This is a genomic window from Pseudomonas sp. FYR_7 (genome assembly GCF_043106155.1).
Classification (GTDB): Bacteria; Pseudomonadota; Gammaproteobacteria; order Pseudomonadales; family Pseudomonadaceae; genus Aquipseudomonas; species Aquipseudomonas parafulva_B.
Window position 1 is genome coordinate 62,304 of the sequence record NZ_JBICMI010000047.1, and the last position, 12,297, is coordinate 74,600.

General features: G+C 63.9%; 14 protein-coding genes. 7 read left to right on the top strand and 7 right to left on the bottom strand.

Going from position 1 to position 12,297, the window contains the following annotated elements:
• Positions 1-468: 468 nt before the first annotated feature.
• From rluB to ACF8R3_RS11065, 5 genes are all read right to left on the bottom strand, one after another.
• Positions 469-1,536 (bottom strand): 23S rRNA pseudouridine(2605) synthase RluB, encoded by a 1,068-nt coding sequence (gene rluB, locus ACF8R3_RS11045; protein WP_058605583.1) that lies wholly within the window; start codon positions 1,534-1,536, stop codon positions 469-471.
• 193 nt (positions 1,537-1,729) lie between these two features.
• Complete coding sequence (scpB, locus tag ACF8R3_RS11050; protein ID WP_392515600.1) at positions 1,730-2,506, bottom strand: SMC-Scp complex subunit ScpB; 777 nt, start codon at positions 2,504-2,506, stop codon at positions 1,730-1,732.
• Positions 2,493-3,218, bottom strand: coding sequence for a ScpA family protein (locus ACF8R3_RS11055; RefSeq protein WP_181405494.1), 726 nt, complete (start codon positions 3,216-3,218; stop codon positions 2,493-2,495). Before ACF8R3_RS11055 ends, scpB begins: the two co-directional genes overlap by 14 nt.
• Positions 3,219-3,343: 125 nt before the next feature.
• Positions 3,344-3,973 carry an L-threonylcarbamoyladenylate synthase gene (locus ACF8R3_RS11060; protein ID WP_145255481.1) on the bottom strand — a complete coding sequence of 210 codons (630 nt, stop codon included), beginning with the start codon at positions 3,971-3,973 and terminating at the stop codon, positions 3,344-3,346.
• A 13-nt stretch (positions 3,974-3,986) separates the two neighbouring features.
• Complete coding sequence (locus ACF8R3_RS11065) at positions 3,987-4,847, bottom strand: PHP domain-containing protein (RefSeq protein WP_196136231.1); 861 nt, start codon at positions 4,845-4,847, stop codon at positions 3,987-3,989.
• A gap of 67 nt (positions 4,848-4,914) precedes the next feature.
• On the opposite strand from ACF8R3_RS11065, the gene ACF8R3_RS11070 reads away from it, so the two are divergent.
• From ACF8R3_RS11070 to ACF8R3_RS11090, 5 genes are all read left to right on the top strand, one after another.
• Positions 4,915-5,508: a septation protein A gene (locus ACF8R3_RS11070; protein ID WP_027915901.1), complete on the top strand. Its 594-nt coding sequence runs from the start codon at positions 4,915-4,917 to the stop codon at positions 5,506-5,508.
• A gap of 1 nt (position 5,509) precedes the next feature.
• Entirely contained in the window at positions 5,510-5,809 is a 300-nt protein-coding gene (locus tag ACF8R3_RS11075) for a YciI family protein (RefSeq protein WP_392515601.1), read from the top strand.
• A gap of 117 nt (positions 5,810-5,926) precedes the next feature.
• Entirely contained in the window at positions 5,927-6,604 is a 678-nt protein-coding gene (locus ACF8R3_RS11080) for a response regulator transcription factor (RefSeq protein WP_144964669.1), read from the top strand.
• 135 nt (positions 6,605-6,739) lie between these two features.
• Positions 6,740-7,156, top strand: coding sequence for a Spy/CpxP family protein refolding chaperone (locus ACF8R3_RS11085; RefSeq protein ID WP_392515602.1), 417 nt, complete (start codon positions 6,740-6,742; stop codon positions 7,154-7,156).
• A gap of 75 nt (positions 7,157-7,231) precedes the next feature.
• Positions 7,232-8,566, top strand: coding sequence for a HAMP domain-containing sensor histidine kinase (locus ACF8R3_RS11090; protein WP_058637601.1), 1,335 nt, complete (start codon positions 7,232-7,234; stop codon positions 8,564-8,566).
• A gap of 59 nt (positions 8,567-8,625) precedes the next feature.
• On the opposite strand, the gene ACF8R3_RS11095 is transcribed toward ACF8R3_RS11090, so the two are convergent.
• On the bottom strand, positions 8,626-9,186 hold the full coding sequence (locus tag ACF8R3_RS11095) for a nitroreductase family protein (RefSeq protein ID WP_058637600.1): 561 nt from the start codon (positions 9,184-9,186) through the stop codon (positions 8,626-8,628).
• A gap of 167 nt (positions 9,187-9,353) precedes the next feature.
• Here ACF8R3_RS11095 and ACF8R3_RS11100 point away from each other — a divergent pair, with 167 nt between their 5' ends.
• Positions 9,354-10,808 carry a TrkH family potassium uptake protein gene (locus tag ACF8R3_RS11100; RefSeq protein WP_058605590.1) on the top strand — a complete coding sequence of 485 codons (1,455 nt, stop codon included), beginning with the start codon at positions 9,354-9,356 and terminating at the stop codon, positions 10,806-10,808.
• On the opposite strand, the gene ACF8R3_RS11105 is transcribed toward ACF8R3_RS11100, so the two are convergent.
• Positions 10,765-11,826, bottom strand: coding sequence for an AraC family transcriptional regulator (locus tag ACF8R3_RS11105; protein WP_392515603.1), 1,062 nt, complete (start codon positions 11,824-11,826; stop codon positions 10,765-10,767). The genes ACF8R3_RS11100 and ACF8R3_RS11105 overlap by 44 nt on opposite strands.
• Before the next feature lie 152 nt (positions 11,827-11,978).
• Between ACF8R3_RS11105 and ACF8R3_RS11110 the strand changes: the two genes are divergently transcribed.
• A complete protein-coding gene (locus tag ACF8R3_RS11110; RefSeq protein ID WP_196121845.1) occupies positions 11,979-12,290 on the top strand; it encodes a DUF962 domain-containing protein in 312 nt (103 codons plus the stop codon).
• The last annotated feature ends 7 nt before the right edge of the window (positions 12,291-12,297 follow it).

The window sequence follows — 12,297 nt, forward strand, 5'->3', positions numbered from 1 at the left end:
CAATGAGGGCTATAACACCCTGGGGCGGGGGGTTTAGGCAAGACAGGGATGTGGCTGACGGCGCAATCGAGCACCCATGCTCCGGCAAGCTTTCTTTACGCCCGGGGAAGTTTTCCGATTTGCTGCGAGAATTGGTCGATGCTTGTAAAAAAATCCTTACAAGCTGGCAATCTAAGTTGCCAAACGAACGAAATGGCTTTTCGCCCAATGGGTTACGCTCGGTCCATGAATTGCGCGAGAGCAGCCGAATTGCACCGTCTGGTGGGTTGCATCTGGACAGGAGCGCAGTTCAGGTAGCTGGTTGCACATTGGGGCCGCTTCGCGCCCCATCGTCAGCCAACTGACTCCTGCTCATCGCGAGTTACTCGCCTAGTGCAGAAGCCGGCTTGCCGGCAATGAGCTGCGCAGCAGCCCCAATGTGTTCAGCGTCGGTACACAGGCAAGGGCCATCATGATGGCCCCGCAGGCTCAGCCGCGCGGCTTGCCGCGACCACGGCCAGCTGGCTTGTCACCCTCGGGCTTGGCCGGGCGCTTGCGCATTTCGCTCGGGCGCTCGGCCACTGCGCTGCCACGGTTGCCTTTGCGCGGCGACTCTTCGCGCGCCGGGCGTGCTGGGCGCTCGCCGGCCGCTGCGCCGTCCTGGGCTGGGCGCAGGCTACGCACGCGCTCACCACGGCCCAGGGGGCGGGACGATTTGCGCTGCAGGCGCTCCATCTTGTCCTTGGCCTTGAGCTTCATGGCCGGCAACGCCACGGGCTGCAAGCCCACCTCGGCCGCCAGGATGTCAATTTCACCCTGGGTCATTTCACGCCAGCGGCCCATGGGCAAGTCCGAGTTGAGGAAAACCGGGCCAAAGCGCACACGCTTCAGGCGGCTGACCACCATGCCCTGCGACTCCCACAGGCGACGCACCTCACGGTTACGGCCTTCCATCACCACGCAGTGGTACCAGTGGTTGAAGCCTTCGCCGCCTGGTGCCTTCTGGATGTCGGTGAACTTGGCCGGGCCGTCCTCGAGCATGACACCCGCCTTCAGGCGCTCGAGCATCTCGTCGTCCACTTCCCCACGTACGCGCACGGCGTATTCGCGGTCCATTTCGTACGACGGGTGCATCAGGCGGTTGGCCAGCTCACCGTCGGTGGTGAACAGCAGCAGACCGGTGGTGTTGATGTCCAGACGGCCGATGTTGATCCAGCGACCTTCCTTGGGGCGTGGCAGGCGATCGAACACGGTCGGGCGACCTTCCGGGTCGTCGCGGGTGCAGATCTCGCCATCGGGCTTGTTGTACATGATCACCCGGCGCGTCGCCTCGGCCGCCTCTTCACGCTTGATCAGCTTGCCGTCCACAGCAATGGCGTCATGCAGGTCGACGCGCTGGCCAAGGGTGGCTGCAACGCCGTTGACCTTGATGCGGCCCTGGCTGATCCAGGCCTCGACGTCACGGCGCGAGCCCACGCCAATGCGCGCGAGGACTTTCTGCAGCTTCTCGCCAACAGGTGGGGTGATCTGGGTATCTTGCAGGTCTTGCTCACTCATCTGGGCACCTCCCGGTGTAGGAATGAAAACAGGTTTCTGGCAACGAACGCGCCAAAAGGCCGCGCATCATACGTGGTTCGCCGCATGAATGCATGGGAGGGTAGAAGCTTTTACACCCCTTGCCAGGACTTTCTGCCAGGCGGGCCCTGGTCGACGGCCAGGCCCCTGGCCACAGCAGATGGCGTTGCGGCGTTCAGGCCTGCTCGTTCTGCTCCCCCTCCAGCGATGCTTCGGCACCAGGGTCGTGCTGGAGCACGTCGTCGAAATCGGTCTTGAGGCCCTGCTCCATGGCGTCGAGCTCCACGAGCAGGCTGCGAAAGCTGGTCTCGTCCTTGACCGGCTCAGCCTCTTCGTCCTCGCCCAGGCTGGCGTCGGCCAGGGCCTGCAGGTGAGCCGGTACCGGGGCGTCGTCCGGGTCGAGCAAGGGCTCGGGCTCCATCTCGCGCAATTCGGCCAGTGCTGGCAGCTCATCCAGGCTGCGGAGGTTGAAATGATCCAGAAACGCCTTGGTCGTGGCGAACAGGGCCGGCCGCCCGGGCACTTCCCGGTGGCCCACCACGCGTATCCACTCGCGCTCGACCAACGTCTTGACGATGTTGCTGTTGACCGCCACGCCACGCACGTCCTCGATTTCGCCACGGGTGATGGGCTGGCGATAGGCGATCAGCGCCAGGGTCTCGAGCAGCGCCCGGGAGTAGCGCTGCGGGCGCTCTTCCCACAGCCGGCCGACCCAAGGGGCGTAATCCTCGCGAATCTGCAGCCGATAACCATTGGCCACTTCCTTGAGCTCGAACGCACGACCGGCGCACGACTTGCCCAGCACCTCGAGTGCGCGCTTGAATGCCTTCGGCTCGGGCCGCTCGGGCTCCTCGAACAGCTCGTACAGGCGCTCGAGCGATTGTGGCTTGCCGGAGGCCAGCAGAAAGGCTTCGATCAACGGAGCCAGGTCGCGGGGGTCATTCAGGTTCATGGGCGTCTTCAGCAGGAGCAGGGCGTAACCGCACATGGATGGCGGCAAAGGCTTCATTTTGCACCAGTTCGACGAGGCTTTCCTTTACCAGTTCCAACACAGCCATGAACGTGACCACCACCCCCAGCTTGCCTTCATCGGGAGCGAACAGATCGATGAAGGCTACGAAACCTCCGTCTTTCAAGCGTTCCAGCACCTGCCCCATGCGCTCTCGGGTCGAAAGGGTCTCTCGGCTGATCTGGTGGCTTTCGAACAGGTCGTTGCGGCGCATCACTTCGGCCATGGATGCCAGCAGCTCCGGCAGGCTGACCTGCGGCAACAGTTTACGTACCTTTGCCTGGGGCGCCTCCAGGCACGGCACGACCAGGTCACGACCGACCCTGGGCAACCCGTCCAGGCCCTCGGCGGCTGCCTTGAAGCGTTCATACTCCTGGAGGCGTCGGATCAGCTCGGCGCGCGGGTCGCCCTCCTCCTCCTCGACCGTGACGCTGCGCGGCAGCAGCATGCGCGACTTGATTTCAGCCAGCATGGCGGCCATCACCAGGTACTCGGCAGCCAGCTCAAGGCGCACGGTTTTCATCAACTCGACGTAGCCCATGTACTGACGAGTGATTTCTGCCACCGGGATATCGAGGATGTCGATGTTCTGCTTGCGAATCAGGTACAGCAGCAGGTCCAGCGGCCCTTCAAACGCTTCGAGAATGACCTCCAGGGCATCGGGGGGTATGTACAAGTCCAGCGGCAGCTCGGTCACGGCCTCGCCGTAGACCAGTGCCAGCTGCAACTGGCCTGGCAGCTCGGCAGGCGCAGCCGTTGCCTGGGTGAATGGCTCGGCGGTCACGCATTGACCATGAACGGAGCGGGGTCGCCGCAGCCTTCGCGAATCAGCTCGGGCTCATCGCCTGACAGGTCGATGATGGTCGAGGCCTTGAGGTCACCGTAGCCGCCATCGATCACCAGGTCGACATGGTGTTCCAGGCGCTGGCGGATTTCGTAGGGATCGGTCATGGGTTCGGCGTCGTCAGGCAGGATCAGGCTCACGCTCATCAAGGGTTCACCCAGCTCGGCAAGCAGTGCAAGGGTGATGGCATGGTCCGGCACGCGCAAGCCGATGGTGCGGCGTTTTTCATGCAACAGCAGGCGCGGCACTTCGCGGGTGCCGTTGAGAATGAAGGTGTACGGCCCCGGCACATGGGCCTTGAGCAGCCGGAAGGTGCCGGTATCGACCTTGGCATACAAGCCCAGCTGCGACATGTCGCAGCACATGAGGGTGAAGTTGTGGGTCTTGTCCAGCCCACGCAAACGGCGCACCCGCTCGATGGCTGACTTGTCACCGATCTGGCAACCCAGTGCATACGCCGAGTCGGTCGGGTAGACCACGACCCCACCCTTGCGAATGATCTCGACCGCCTGGCGTATCAGCCGCGGCTGTGGGTTTTCCGGGTGAATCTGGAAAAATTGGCTCACGTCGTCGTCCTGTTCAAACCGGCAATGGCTGTTCATGGCTGAAACGGTGCCACACAGGTGGCAGGTCCTCGGGCAAAGGCCGATAGGCACCGATTTCGCCCCAGGTGCCGGGGCCATGGAAGTCACTGCCAGCACTTGCCAGCAGCCCGAACTCACGGGTGAGGATGGACAAAGTGCCCACCTGCTCGGCCGGCATCATCCCATTGACCACTTCAAGCGCCTGCCCGCCTGCCTGAATATAGTCGGCAATCAGGCGCCTGCGCTTGCTGCGCGTCAGCTCGTAATGCATGGGATGCGCCAGGCTCACCCATGCGTTGGACTGGCGCAGGGTGGCAACGGTTTCCTCCAGTGATGGCCAATGTTGCTTGACGTCACCGAGTTTGCCGGCGCCGAGCCACTTGCGGAAGGCCTCGCCACGGTCTTTGACGTGGCCGGCACGCACCAGATAATCGGCAAAGTGTGGCCGGGCCGGGGCATTGCCACTGTCACCGAGCGCCTGCTGGATTTGCCGGGCACCTGCCAGCGTCCCAGGCATGCCCTTGGCCGCCAGGCGCCTGTCGATTTCCTCGGCACGCAACCAGCGGCCACGGTGCAGGGCCTCGATCGCTGCCAGCAAGGGCGGAGCGTCCACGGGAAAGTTGTAACCGAGTATGTGAATGGTTGCGCCGCCCCAGGTACAGGACAGCTCGACGCCGCTGACCCATTGCATGCCGTGCTCACGGCAGGCCTGCCGGGCCTCGGCCAGGCCTTCGAGGGTATCGTGGTCGGTGAGCGCCAGCGTACGCACCCCGTGCTCGAAGGCCCGGGCGACCAGGGCCGAAGGCGACAAGGCGCCGTCGGAGGCCGTGCTGTGACAGTGCAGATCAACATTCATGGAGTAGCGCTTTCGCTGGATTCGATGTTTGTTATTATGCCGTCACATCCCGGTTCTGGCTGCCATTGTGAAACAATTCATCGATTTCATCCCGCTGCTGCTGTTCTTCATCGTCTACAAACTGGATCCACGGCCTGTCGAGCTGGCCGGACACAGCTTCGAATTCGGTGGTATCTACAGTGCCACTGCCATGCTGATCATCAGCTCGCTGGTGGTATACGGCGCATTGTTCCTGCGCCAGCGCAAGCTTGAGAAAGGCCAGTGGCTGACGCTGGTCGCCTGCCTGGTGTTTGGCGGCCTGACCCTGGCCTTTCACAGCGAAACCTTCCTCAAGTGGAAGGCGCCCGTGGTGAACTGGCTGTTCGCCCTGGCCTTCGCCGGTAGCCACTTCATAGGCGACCGGGTACTGATCAAGCGCATCATGGGCCACGCGCTGACCTTGCCCGATGCCATCTGGGCCCGCCTGAATCTCGCCTGGATCGCGTTCTTCCTGTTCTGCGGCGCCGCCAACCTGTTCGTCGCTTTTACCTTCCCGGCGTTCTGGGTCGACTTCAAGGTGTTCGGCAGCCTGGGCATGACCGTGCTGTTCCTGGTGGCCCAAGGGCTGTACCTGTCGCGCCATCTGCAAGATACCTCCTCTGCCTCCAAACCCAAGGACTGACATGCTCTACGCCATCATTGCCAGCGACGTCGCCAACTCCCTGGAAAAACGCTTGGCTGCACGCCCGGCCCACATCGAGCGCCTCCAGCAGCTCAAGGCCCAAGGCCGCGTGGTACTGGCCGGGCCGCACCCAGCCATCGACAGCAACGACCCAGGCGAGGCCGGCTTCAGCGGCAGCCTGATCGTGGCCGAGTTCGAATCCCTGAGCGCCGCCCAAGCCTGGGCCGATGCCGATCCGTACATCGCTGCAGGCGTCTACGATCAGGTCGTGGTCAAGCCCTTCAAGCAAGTGCTGCCTTGAAACACCTCGCCTAGAAGGCGTGCTCGGTATCGCCAGTTGGCAGCAGACCTCAAGACTGGGGTATCTTTGCGGCTGGCGGACCAACGCATCGCCGTCAATGGTTGAATTGAGTGAGTCATGAGCGAGCTGTTACTGATTGATGACGACCAGGAGCTGTGCGAGCTGCTCAGCAGCTGGCTGACCCAGGAAGGGTTCACCGTGCGGGCCTGCCACGATGGCCAGGCTGCACGCCAGGCCTTGGCCGACCGTGCGCCAGCGGCCGTAGTACTGGATGTGATGCTGCCCGACGGTAGCGGGCTTGAACTGCTCAAGCGCCTGCGCAGTGAGCATGCCGACCTGCCCGTGGTGATGCTGTCGGCCCGCGGCGAGCCGCTGGACCGTATCCTGGGCCTTGAACTGGGCGCCGACGACTACCTGGCCAAGCCGTGCGACCCGCGCGAGCTGACCGCGCGCCTGCGCGCCGTGTTGCGCCGCAGCCATCCAGCCCCTGCCACCAGCCAACTGGAACTGGGCGACCTGGTCTACAGCCCTGCCCGCGGGGTGGCCAGCATCGACGGCCGCGAACTGACCCTGACCCTGTCCGAAAGCCGCATTCTCGAAGCATTGCTGCGCCAACCGGGCGAGCCTCTGGACAAACAGGAGCTGGCGCAGATCGGCCTTGGTCGGCGGCTGACGCTCTACGACCGCAGCCTGGACATGCACGTGAGCAACCTGCGCAAGAAGATCGGCCCGCACGCCGACGGTCGACCTCGCATCATCGCCCTGCGCAGCCGCGGCTACTACTACTGCCTGTAGTCGTTTGCGCCAGGCTGATGACCGGAAAGGGAGCTTGCCTTTACGTTCCCTTTACCGTGCGCTGACCGCGCTTGACGATCATCTCCCTAGACTGTGCTCATCCGGTGATCACCGGCCCATGACAGGAGAGACACCATGCGCAAGACCCTTACCGCCCTGCTGTTCGCCGCCGCACTGCCTACCGTCGCCATGGCCATGCCTGACGGCGGCCCGCGCCATGACGGCCCGCACCATCGCGGTGGCCCAGCCTTCCACGAGCTGGACCTGAGCCGCGAACAGCGCGATCAGATCGGCAAGCTGATGGGCGATCAGATGAAGCAGCGCCACGACATCACCGAGCGTTACCTTGGCAAGCTGCCAGCGGCCGACCAGAAAGCCATGAAGCAAGAGATGCAAGCTAGCCGCGACAAGACCGACGCTGCGGTCCGCAACCTGCTCAAGCCAGACCAGCAGAAGAAGTTCGACGAACTGCAAAAAGAACGCGCCGCCAAGAAGGCGGAGTGGCAGGAGTTCCAGGCCTGGAAAGCTGAAAAAGCCGGCAAGTCCCAGTAAGCTCCAGTGTCAGCGCCCGCCGTGCCCCAGGTTAGCCTGGCGCGCGGCGGGCTTTCATCGTTTGGGGAGGTCTACGTGCGTTCACTGTTCTGGCGCATCCTGGCCAGCTTCTGGCTGGCCATCGCCCTGGTAGCAGGGCTGTCGATACTGCTGGCGCACACGCTCAACCAGGACGCCTGGATTCTAAGCCGTCATCCGGGGCTGAACACGCTAGCCAGCCAATGGGCCAGGCACTACGAGCAGGAAGGCCCCGGCGCAGCGCAGCATTTTCTCGAAAGGCGCAAGGCGCGCTACAAGATCGACGTGCAAGTGCTGGACGACAGTGGCGACGCTGTGGTGCCAGGCACCTTTCCCCGGCGCGCGGCTGCACTCGAAGCCAGGCAGCACAACGATGACCGGCGCCTGCCGTGGCGCCGCCTGACCGAGGAATACACCAGCCCCCAGAGCAATGCGTCCTACCTGCTGATCTACCGCATCCCCCACCCCGCCCTCGATGCCTGGCACCGCGAGAGCCTGCTCTGGCCGCTGAGCGCACTGGGCATCGCCCTGGTGGTGCTGACCTTGTTCAGCCTGTTCGTGACACTGTCCATCACCCGCCCCCTGAGCCGCTTGCGTGGCGCGGTGCACGACCTGGGGCAGAGTACCTACCAGCAGAACAGCCTGGCGCAACTGGCCGGCAGGCGCGACGAATTCGGGGTCCTGGCCAAGGATTTCAACAAGATGGGCGCTCGCCTGCAGAGCACCATCGCCAGCCAGCGCCAGTTGCTGCGCGATGTGTCCCACGAGCTGCGTTCTCCACTGGCCCGGCTGCGCATCGCCCTGGCCCTGGCCGAACGGGCCGAGCCGGAGCAGCGTCAGGCCTTGTGGCCGCGCCTGACCCGCGAATGCGACCGCCTGGAAGACCTGATCAGTGAGATTTTGACCTTGGCGCGCGTGGACGCCGACCAAGCCCATGCCGAAACGGTCGATCTCAACGCGCTGCTGGGCAGCGTGCGCAAGGACGCGCAACTGACGGCCCCTGAGCATGATGTACGCCTTGAAGCGCAACCCGGGTTGACCCTGCAGGGTTGGCCAACCCTGATCGAGCGTGCAGTGGACAACCTGCTGCGCAATGCCCTGCGCTTTACCCCGGCGGGTCAACCTGTGGAGCTGAGCGCGTGGCGCGAGGGCGACATGCTTCGGGTGTGCGTACGTGACCGGGGCCCCGGCGTGGCAGCTGCGCACCTGGCTCAACTGGGCGAGCCGTTTTTCCGGGCGCCGGGACAACAAGCTCCGGGACACGGCCTTGGGCTGGCGATTGCACGCAAGGCGGCAGAGCGCCATGGCGGCCGACTGATACTGGCCAACCATCCACAAGGCGGTTTCGTCGCAACGCTGGAGCTGCCGGTGGCGGAAGCGCCTGGCGGCTAACTAACGCCACTGCGCAGGTCTGCGCAATGGCCAACGGCTTGGGTCAAACGCGGCGGGGGTCAGTCGCCCCAGGCGCTGACGAAGTCGGCAGTGGCGAGCACAGGCGCCGTGCGAGGCTCGGTCAAGGGCGTACCCACATACAGGAAGCCAAGCAGCTCCTCGTTGTCTGCCAAGCCCAGGCCTGCATGGACATGGGCATCGAAGGCCAGGTCCCCGGTGCGCCATACGGCACCCACGCCCTGGGCGTGCGCGGCAATCAGTATGCCGTGGGCCGCGCACCCTGCCGCCAGTTGCTGCTCAAGCACCGGGACCTTGGGGTGCTGCTTGTGCAACCGGGCAATGACCACGATCAGCAAGGGCGCGCGTAGCGGCATGGCGCGGGCCTTGCTCAACGCAGCCTCACTGGCATCGCCGCGCTTTTGGACTGCGCTGGCGAACAGCTCACCCAACCGCTCGCGTGCCGGTCCTTCGATAGTCAGAAAGCGCCAAGGGCGTAGTTGACCGTGGTCCGGGGCGCGCAGCGCAGCCTGGAACAAGGCCTCACGCTGGGCATCGTTGGGCGCAGGGTCGGTCAGGCGCGGGACCGAAACCCGGTTGAGCAATGCGTCGAGAGCCTCCATCGGCTACCCTCCTGGAACATGAATGTGCGGCCATTCTCAAGGGGCCGACGCCAGGCTGCAAGCACGACCTCATCCAGGGCCTGCAGCATGAAGATGCAGCTTGGCCTTGAGCCTTTGCGCCCCACAGGTAGAATGGCGCCCTTCCGTTTCGAGCCCGAGCAGAACACATGGCGTTGCCGACCCTAAGGATCATTGGTTTCATCATCGGCATCTTCCTCATCACGCTCGCCGTGGGCATGGCTGTCCCCATGGCCACCCTGGTGATCTTCGAACACACCCGCGACCTGCCGTCCTTTCTCTGGTCGAGCCTGATCACCTTCGTGGCGGGCCTGCTGCTGGTGGTGCCCGGCAGGCCGGAACACGTGCACCTGCGTCCACGCGACATGTACCTGTTGACGGTGTGCTCCTGGGTGGTGGTGTGCGTGTTCGCTGCCCTGCCCTTTCTGCTTACGCAGCACATCAGCTACACCGATGCGTTTTTCGAAAGCATGTCGGGCATCACCGCCACCGGCGCTACCGTACTCAGCGGCCTGGACAGCATGTCGCCCGGCATCCTGATGTGGCGCTCGATGCTGCACTGGCTGGGCGGTATTGGCTTCATCGCCATGGCGGTGGCCATTCTTCCCCTGCTGCGCATCGGTGGCATGAGGCTGTTCCAGACCGAATCCTCGGACCGCTCCGAGAAAGTGATGCCGCGCTCGCACATGGTCGCCAAGTCCATCGTCGGGGTCTATGTCGGCTTTTCCATCTTCGGTGCCCTGGCGTTCTGGTGGGCCGGCATGAGCCCGTTCGATGCGATCAACCATGCCATGTCGGCGATTTCCACCGGCGGTTTTTCAACCTCCGACCAGTCCCTGGCCAAGTGGGACATGCCCGCCGTGCACTGGGTGGCCGTGGTGGTGATGATCCTCGGCAGCCTGCCGTTCACCCTGTACGTGGCCACGTTGCGCGGCAACCGCGGGGCCCTGATCCGCGATCAACAGGTGCAGGGCTTGCTGGGCATGCTGGTGGCGACCTGGGTGATCCTGGGCACCTGGTACTGGTACACCACCAACCTGCACTGGCTCGATGCCTTGCGGCACGTCGCGCTGAACGTGACCTCGGTCGTGACCACCACAGGCTTTGCGTTGGGTGACTACAGTCTGTGGGGCAACTTTTCGTTGATGCTGTTCTTCTACCTGGGGTTCGTGGGCGGGTGTTCCGGTTCGACGGCCGGCGGCATCAAGATCTTCCGCTTTCAGGTGGCCTATATCCTGCTCAAGGCCAACCTCAACCAGTTGATTCACCCCCGGGCAGTGATTAAGCAGAAGTACAACGGGCACCGCCTCGACGAAGAAATCGTACGCTCGATCCTCACGTTTTCATTCTTCTTCGCCATCACCATCTGCGTGATGGCGTTGCTGCTGTCACTGCTGGGGGTCGACTGGATGACCGCCCTGACCGGCGCGGCCGGGACGGTGTCCGGCGTGGGCCCGGGCCTTGGCGAAGTGATCGGGCCGTCGGGTAACTACGCCAAGCTGCCCGACGCCGCCAAGTGGATCCTGGCCGGCGGCATGCTGCTGGGCCGGCTGGAAATCATCACCGTGCTGGTGTTGTGCATGCCGGCTTTCTGGCGTCACTGACTCCGTCGATATCGGTGCCCAGGCGAGCCCGGTACTCACTGGGCGTGACGCCAAACCAACGGCGAAAGGCCCGGTAGAAGTTGCTAGGGTCGGCAAAGCCAAGCAGGTAGGCGGTTTCCAGCAGGGTCATGTTGGGCTGGGCCAAGTACTGTTCGGCCAGTTCGCGCCGGGTATCGTCGAGCAACGCCTGGAAGCTGGTGCCCTCATCCTGCAACCGGCGCTGCAAGGTGCGCTGGGACAGGTGCAGCGCCTGTGCCAGGGTTTCACGCTTGGGCTCGCCCTGGGGTAGGATGCGGCACAGCACCTGGCGCACCCGGTGGGTCACGCGGGTCTCCGAGAAGCGTGCCAGGTATTCACCGGCGAACCGGTCGTGCAATACGGCCATGGCTTCGTTGGCTGTGGGCAGTGGCGCCTCCATGTCAGCCCGCTCGAACACCAGGGCATCATGGGGCGCATTGAAGATCAGTGGGGAATGAAAGGCCACTTTGTAGGGTTCCAGGTGCTTGGGCGGCGGCCCCTGTATCAGCACCCGTCGCGGCTGGACCGGCCGGCCGCTGAGCCATTTGCACAGCGACAGGGCGCAGGCCAGCGACGCCTCGGCACTGTGCCGGGTGGGCGGCAGGTGGTCGCCGTGCACGGTCAGGATCAGCGAATAGCCTTCGGGGGTGAGGATGAAGCTCAAGTCAGAGCTCTCGGCGATGATGCGCTGATAGCGCACCAGCCGTGCGAAGCCTTCGGCCAGCGTGCGGCTGGACATCAGCGCGTAGCCCACCACATGAAAGGATGCCGGCCTGACCACGCGCGCCATGTTCAGGCCGATTGCTTCATTGCCTGATAGCTCCACCGCCAGTTGCCAGAGCCGGGTCATGGCGTCCTGCGGGAAGCGCGCATCCGGATCGTCGAGAGCAGTGAAATCCAGCCCCAGCTGCTTGAACATGGCCTGGCAATCGAGCCCTTCGAGCTCCAGCGCCTTGACGATTCCAGATGCCCAGCTGGCGGAGGTGGTTCTTTCGCTCATGGCACGCTTCTTATGCTGACCGCTCCTGCGGTGAACCCCAAGGATACTCAATTGGCGCCTATTGTCACTGGTACGCCTCGTCAGTGACTCTAGACTCGAATCAGGCTCCACGCCGTGTCTATCATTCCCAGTCAATCTTCCGGAGCAGTGTCATGGACCGCACAGCGCAATTCCGAACCTTCGCCGAGTTCTACCCCTACTACCTCGGTGAACACAGCAACCCCACGTGCCGCCGCCTGCACTTCGTGGGCACCAGCCTGGTCATTGCCCTGCTGGCCTACGCCATCGGCAGCGGCGAGTGGATGCTGCTGCTGGCGGTGCCCGTGGTCGGCTACGGCCTGGCCTGGGTAGGGCATTACTTTTTCGAGAAGAATCGGCCTGCGACCTTCACCTATCCCTTCTATAGCTTGCTAGGCGACTTCGCGATGTTCAGGGACGTGCTGCTGGGCAAGGTGCGCCTCTGACGCCAAG

Bases quoted from the DNA above. Each gene is read 5' to 3' on its own strand.
- ACF8R3_RS11080 (WP_144964669.1), top strand. From the start codon at position 5,927: ATGAGCGAGCTGTTACTGATTGATGACGACCAGGAGCTGTGCGAGCTG.
- ACF8R3_RS11085 (WP_392515602.1), top strand. From the start codon at position 6,740: ATGCGCAAGACCCTTACCGCCCTGCTGTTCGCCGCCGCACTGCCTACC.
- ACF8R3_RS11075 (WP_392515601.1), top strand. From the start codon at position 5,510: ATGCTCTACGCCATCATTGCCAGCGACGTCGCCAACTCCCTGGAAAAA.
- ACF8R3_RS11110 (WP_196121845.1), top strand. From the start codon at position 11,979: ATGGACCGCACAGCGCAATTCCGAACCTTCGCCGAGTTCTACCCCTAC.
- ACF8R3_RS11065 (WP_196136231.1), bottom strand. From the start codon at position 4,847: ATGAATGTTGATCTGCACTGTCACAGCACGGCCTCCGACGGCGCCTTG.
- ACF8R3_RS11095 (WP_058637600.1), bottom strand. From the start codon at position 9,186: ATGGAGGCTCTCGACGCATTGCTCAACCGGGTTTCGGTCCCGCGCCTG.
- rluB (WP_058605583.1), bottom strand. From the start codon at position 1,536: ATGAGTGAGCAAGACCTGCAAGATACCCAGATCACCCCACCTGTTGGC.
- ACF8R3_RS11100 (WP_058605590.1), top strand. From the start codon at position 9,354: ATGGCGTTGCCGACCCTAAGGATCATTGGTTTCATCATCGGCATCTTC.
- scpB (WP_392515600.1), bottom strand. From the start codon at position 2,506: ATGAACCTGAATGACCCCCGCGACCTGGCTCCGTTGATCGAAGCCTTT.
- ACF8R3_RS11105 (WP_392515603.1), bottom strand. From the start codon at position 11,826: ATGAGCGAAAGAACCACCTCCGCCAGCTGGGCATCTGGAATCGTCAAG.